Source organism: Lentiprolixibacter sp., from assembly GCF_982873095.1.
On the sequence record NZ_CEYNTP010000220.1, the window covers coordinates 1 to 4654 of the forward strand.

Consider the following 4654-nt stretch of genomic DNA (forward strand, 5'->3'; position numbering starts at 1 on the left):
AAAACCTATGGCCCTCATTTAGGGGTGATGTACGTCAATAATAACTTGATGGGCAAGCTGGAAAACCAGTCGCACTTCTTCAAAGAAGGTATCCCGAAAAGCATGATCACTCCCGCCGGACCAGATCACGCACAGATCGCCACCGTTAATGGTATCCTGGATTATTTTGATGTTGTATTCAAATATCATTTTAAGGAAGAAGCGGGTCCTGCTCAACGCAATCGCGCTCTGAACAGCTTGTTCCGGGAACATGAAGAAGGGCTTCAGGAAGTCCTTCTGGATTTTTTGCGGTCACGGGACGATGTCCGGATTGTTGGCCCTGAAGCCAACATAAATCGAGCTCCTATAGTAGCCATACTTCCAAAAAATAAAGGGGTTATGGAGGTTTATAATGCATTGACAGCACATCAACTTATGCTGGGGTATGGCGACTTTTATGCCGCAAGACCGCTTATGGATATGGACATTCCCAGGGATCCGGGGGTGATCCGGATGTCTTTTGTGCATTATACCTCGGAGGAAGAGATTTTCCAGTTGATTCGGGGATTAGAGGCATCTTTATAATAGTACTTCAAACTGCATAATCCTGCTACTTAATAATATTATCCTATCATGAAATTCAAAACAACCATCGCCTTAAGCCTGCTTTGCGGCATGCTCGCCTTAGGCCAGGGCCAGAAAGATTATCAACCCAGTCCAGAAAATCTGGAAGCCAGGGAATGGTTTAAAGAGGCTCGGTTTGGACTGTTCATACATTGGGGCGTATACAGCATTTTGGGCGATGGCGAGTGGGTCATGAACAATCAGAATATCCCGATTGATGCCTATGAAAAACTGCCTGGATTTTTCAATCCCATCGACTTCAACGCAGATGAATGGGTGAAAATGGCGAAAGATGCGGGTATGAAATATATAACCATTACCAGCAGGCACCACGATGGCTTTTCTATGTTCGATACCCAGGCGAACACTTACAATATTGTGGATGCAACCCCCTATGGAAAGGATGTATTAAAACAACTGGCCGATGCCTGCAGAAAGGAAGGGATTAAGTTGTTCTTTTATTATTCGCTCCTGGATTGGCATAGCGATGATTACTATCCAAGGGGCAGGACAGGAACTGATATCCCAGGGAGGGGACAGGGAGACTGGGAGAAGTACATAGCCTTTATGAAGACCCAGCTCAGGGAGCTCCTGACCAATTACGGCGATATAGCGGGAATTTGGTTTGATGGCCACTGGGACCAGAAAGCGTGGGACGGCAAAAAATTTGGCAAGCTTCAGGTGGATTGGCACTATGATGAACTCTATCAATTGATTCACGACCTGCAGCCCCACTGCCTCATTGGCAACAATCATCATTTGGCGCCCATTGAAGGAGAGGACTTTCAGATGTTCGAAAAAGACCTCCCGGGGAAGAATACTACGGGTTGGGGAACCTCAGCCTCAGACATTGGGCAATTGCCCCTGGAGGTCTGCGAGACCATCAACGGGTCCTGGGGCTTCAACCTTCAGGACCGGAAACACAAATCCAGAGAAGAACTCATCCACTATATGGTAAAAGCTGCCGGCTACGGGAGCAATCTTTTGTTAAACGTAGGCCCCATGCCCAATGGAAAGATACAGGAAGAGCATAAAGCGTCACTTAAGGAAATGGGAGAGTGGATGCGCAAATACGGGGAAACCATTTACGGTACTACCGCGGGCCCTGTTCCACCGACCGACAAGATGGCATTTACCGAAAAAGGTGAAGTCATCTACCTGCATATTCTCGATCAGAGCAATAAAGTTTTTATAAAGGATTTTGACCAAAAAATTAAAACGGTACAACTCTATAAGGACAAAACCCTTTTGAAACATCAACAAAATGAGTTTGGACTGTTGATCCAGGTACCTCAGGATAAATTGGATTCGGCGGATACCATTGTGGAGCTCATCTTAAAGTAAAACTTGCAAGGATCAAACAGGATGTTTAGTACGTAAACACGGTGGGTGATCCTTTCATTTTTTTCATCATTACTGAATCACTCATCACCCCAATACCTTCAGGAAGTTGTTCTGCCTGTATTTCATGCACCTCCATACAATGCGGGCAGGCCAGTACAGTACCTCCGCTGTTAAGGAGGGATTGGACTACCTCATGCAGGTTTTCCCCATGGAAAGCAAGGGAATCTGAACCTTGTCCTACCAGTTTTACCCCATGAACATTGAGGAATACCGTAACATCCATATCGTTCTTTAGTACTTTCTGACCCAGGTGCAGGCCCATCAATGCGCTGTGCGGATCCACTGTGGGGTCGCTGGTGAGGTTGATAATCAATTCCGCATTTTCCTGTTCGGATCCAGTTTCCATTTGTGCTTTTTGCTCAGGCTGGCAGGCGAAGAAGGCCGTTGCCAGGGTTCCTGTCAAGGCTACAAGAATGATTTTTTTCATTGTAAACGTATTTAGATTTAATAATTGTCAGGCTAAAGTCAGCATCAAGGATATGCAAAGGGGCGGTATTGGGCAATGATGTGGATCAGGGTGGGGTGCAGATCTGAGTGAATCAGATACAAATTTCATAGGTTTGCCCTGAGGTAAAACCAAAGCACAAACTTCCATGCAAACCAAAGCCCCCTGGTATTTTCTGGCATTACTTATTTTGGCGGGGGAGTCGGTCTTTAGCCTTCCCTTCGTCCTTTCCCGCGTTTTCCGGCCAACAGTGTTACGGGCTTTTGAGCTTGACAATGTGGAGCTGGGCCTTTGTTTCTCGGTGTATGGAATTGTTGCCCTGCTCTCCTATTTCTTCGGTGGCCCCCTGGCCGATAAATATCCCCCCAGAAAACTCATTGCCCTCGCGCTCTGGATGACTGCGCTCGGGGGGTTACTCTACGCCACTTTTCCAGGTTTTACCGTTCTTAGGGTCCTGTATGGCTATTGGGGCTTTACGACCATATTTTTATTCTGGGCACCCATGATAAAAGCTACCCGAGTGTGGGGAGGGGCTACTTCCCAAGGGAAGGCCTTTGGGATTTTAGACGGTGGCCGTGGTTTGGTGGGTGCACTTTTTGGTGTCATGGGGGTGATGGTTTTTTCATTCTTCCTGGTTGAAGAATTCTCAGAAGAAAACATGGCTGCCGGTAAGACGGCCTTCCGATACGTTATTCTGGCTACCTCAGGCATTGTGGCATTTGTTGGGGTATTGGTTTGGTTCTTTATGAAAATGGAACAGGAGATCGAAGAAGAGATTGTCCTTGAGGAGATAAGTCCGTCCCAGATAAGGGAAGTTTTACGCCTGCCATCCGTTGGCTTGCTCATGATCATTGTCCTTTGCGCCTATGTGGGTTACAAGATCACGGATGTGTTTTCCCTCTATGCCCAGGATGTGATGTTGTACGATCAGGTAGCATCTGCACAGGTTGGCACCTACCTCTGGTTTTTCCGTCCGGTAATTGGTGTGCTCATCGGGATATTGGCAGACCGCACCCAAACCACCCTCTGGTTGATGCTCAGTTTTGGAGTGTCAGTTATTGGGGCCTTATTGTTTGCGACAGGTATTATTTCAGCCTCGGCTACCGGGCTGTTTTTTGTATCCATCCTTGTAGTGGCCACCGGAGTATACGCCGCGCGTGCCCTGTACTTTGCGGTAATGGAGCGGGGAAGGATCCCGCTAGTACTCACCGGGACGGCCATAGGCCTTATTTCCCTTATCGGATACACCCCGGATATTTTTGCGGGGCCCGCCATGGGCTACCTCCTGGACAGTTCTCCTGGGGAAACCGGGCATCAGCATGTGTTTTGGATGCTTGCGGGTTTCTCACTTATTGGAGGGGTAGCCGCCTGGTATTATTTCCGTTTATACGGCAAAGGATCTCACTAATAGAATTGCCCTGTAAAAAACCCCTCACTTAGGTGAAGGGTTTTGGTATTATAGAATTCGTTCGGCTACTCTGTCTCCGGCATCAGGATACCGAGGAAGTAGTTTTCGTCTAAATACTGTTGTGCCACCTCCTGGATATCCGCTGCGGTTAATTTGTCCAGTTTGGCCTCCAGCTGCATCATACTCCCCAAATCCCGGTCTTGCTGGTCTGCCCTTAGCAGGTTGGTTATCCAAAACCTGTTGGTCTTCAGATCTTCCTTGTGTTTCACCAGGTAGGTCTCCTTTACTTTGGCGAGGTCCTTCGGGAGGGGCCCCTCTTTTTTGATCTTCTCTACTTCGCCCAATGCTGCGGCAACCAGTTTGTCTACATTCTCAGGTCCGCAGGGGAATGAGATGTTAAAGGTGAGGTTGGAGTAGGATATCTTGCTCAAATTCCCCCTGGCTCCAACTCCGTAGACACCGCCTTCTTCTTCCCGCAGTTTTTCCACCAACTTGATGGTTAGTACTTCCCCAAGGGCCCTTACCGCCATTTCAGTTTCCGGGTCGAACGGGATCTCTTCCTCCCATGTAATCCTCACATTACTTTTGGGGTCTGTTCCCCGGTTGATCACGTGTTTCTGATAGCTGTCCTTTCTCCTGAATTTGGTCGGCACAAAGGATTCATTACTGTTCTTGCCTGGCAGTGAGGCGAGGTAGGCTGTGGCGTAGGCCTTCAGTTTTTCTTCATCTACATTCCCCACAAAATAGAAATGGAAATCCCCTGCATCGGCAAAGCGTTCCTGGTATTTCTGGTA

At 47.9% G+C, this 4654-nt stretch carries 5 protein-coding genes; 3 read left to right on the plus strand and 2 right to left on the minus strand.

The window, feature by feature from the left end:
- Both AC4E7D_RS11790 and AC4E7D_RS11795 read left to right on the plus strand, forming a co-directional pair.
- Nucleotides 1-564: aminotransferase class V-fold PLP-dependent enzyme (locus tag AC4E7D_RS11790; RefSeq protein ID WP_490173991.1), on the plus strand; the 564-nt coding region annotated here is incomplete at its 5' end.
- 48 nt (nucleotides 565-612) lie between these two features.
- On the plus strand, nucleotides 613-1947 hold the full coding sequence (locus AC4E7D_RS11795) for an alpha-L-fucosidase (RefSeq protein WP_490173992.1): 1335 nt from the start codon (nucleotides 613-615) through the stop codon (nucleotides 1945-1947).
- 25 nt (nucleotides 1948-1972) lie between these two features.
- On the opposite strand, the gene AC4E7D_RS11800 is transcribed toward AC4E7D_RS11795, so the two are convergent.
- Nucleotides 1973-2434 carry a DsrE family protein gene (locus AC4E7D_RS11800; RefSeq protein WP_490173993.1) on the minus strand — a complete coding sequence of 154 codons (462 nt, stop codon included), beginning with the start codon at nucleotides 2432-2434 and terminating at the stop codon, nucleotides 1973-1975.
- Between the two features lie 166 nt (nucleotides 2435-2600).
- Here AC4E7D_RS11800 and AC4E7D_RS11805 point away from each other — a divergent pair, with 166 nt between their 5' ends.
- Nucleotides 2601-3860: an MFS transporter gene (locus AC4E7D_RS11805; RefSeq protein WP_490173994.1), complete on the plus strand. Its 1260-nt coding sequence runs from the start codon at nucleotides 2601-2603 to the stop codon at nucleotides 3858-3860.
- A gap of 65 nt (nucleotides 3861-3925) precedes the next feature.
- Here the strand turns inward: AC4E7D_RS11805 and AC4E7D_RS11810 are convergent.
- The coding region (locus AC4E7D_RS11810) for a M16 family metallopeptidase (RefSeq protein ID WP_490173995.1) at nucleotides 3926-4654 on the minus strand (729 nt) is incomplete at its 5' end.

What these genes read in the sequence shown, in the direction of transcription:
- AC4E7D_RS11805 (WP_490173994.1), top strand. Translation starts at nt 2,601, where the DNA reads ATGCAAACCAAAGCCCCCTGGTATTTTCTGGCATTACTTATTTTGGCG.
- AC4E7D_RS11800 (WP_490173993.1), bottom strand. Translation starts at nt 2,434, where the DNA reads ATGAAAAAAATCATTCTTGTAGCCTTGACAGGAACCCTGGCAACGGCC.
- AC4E7D_RS11795 (WP_490173992.1), top strand. Translation starts at nt 613, where the DNA reads ATGAAATTCAAAACAACCATCGCCTTAAGCCTGCTTTGCGGCATGCTC.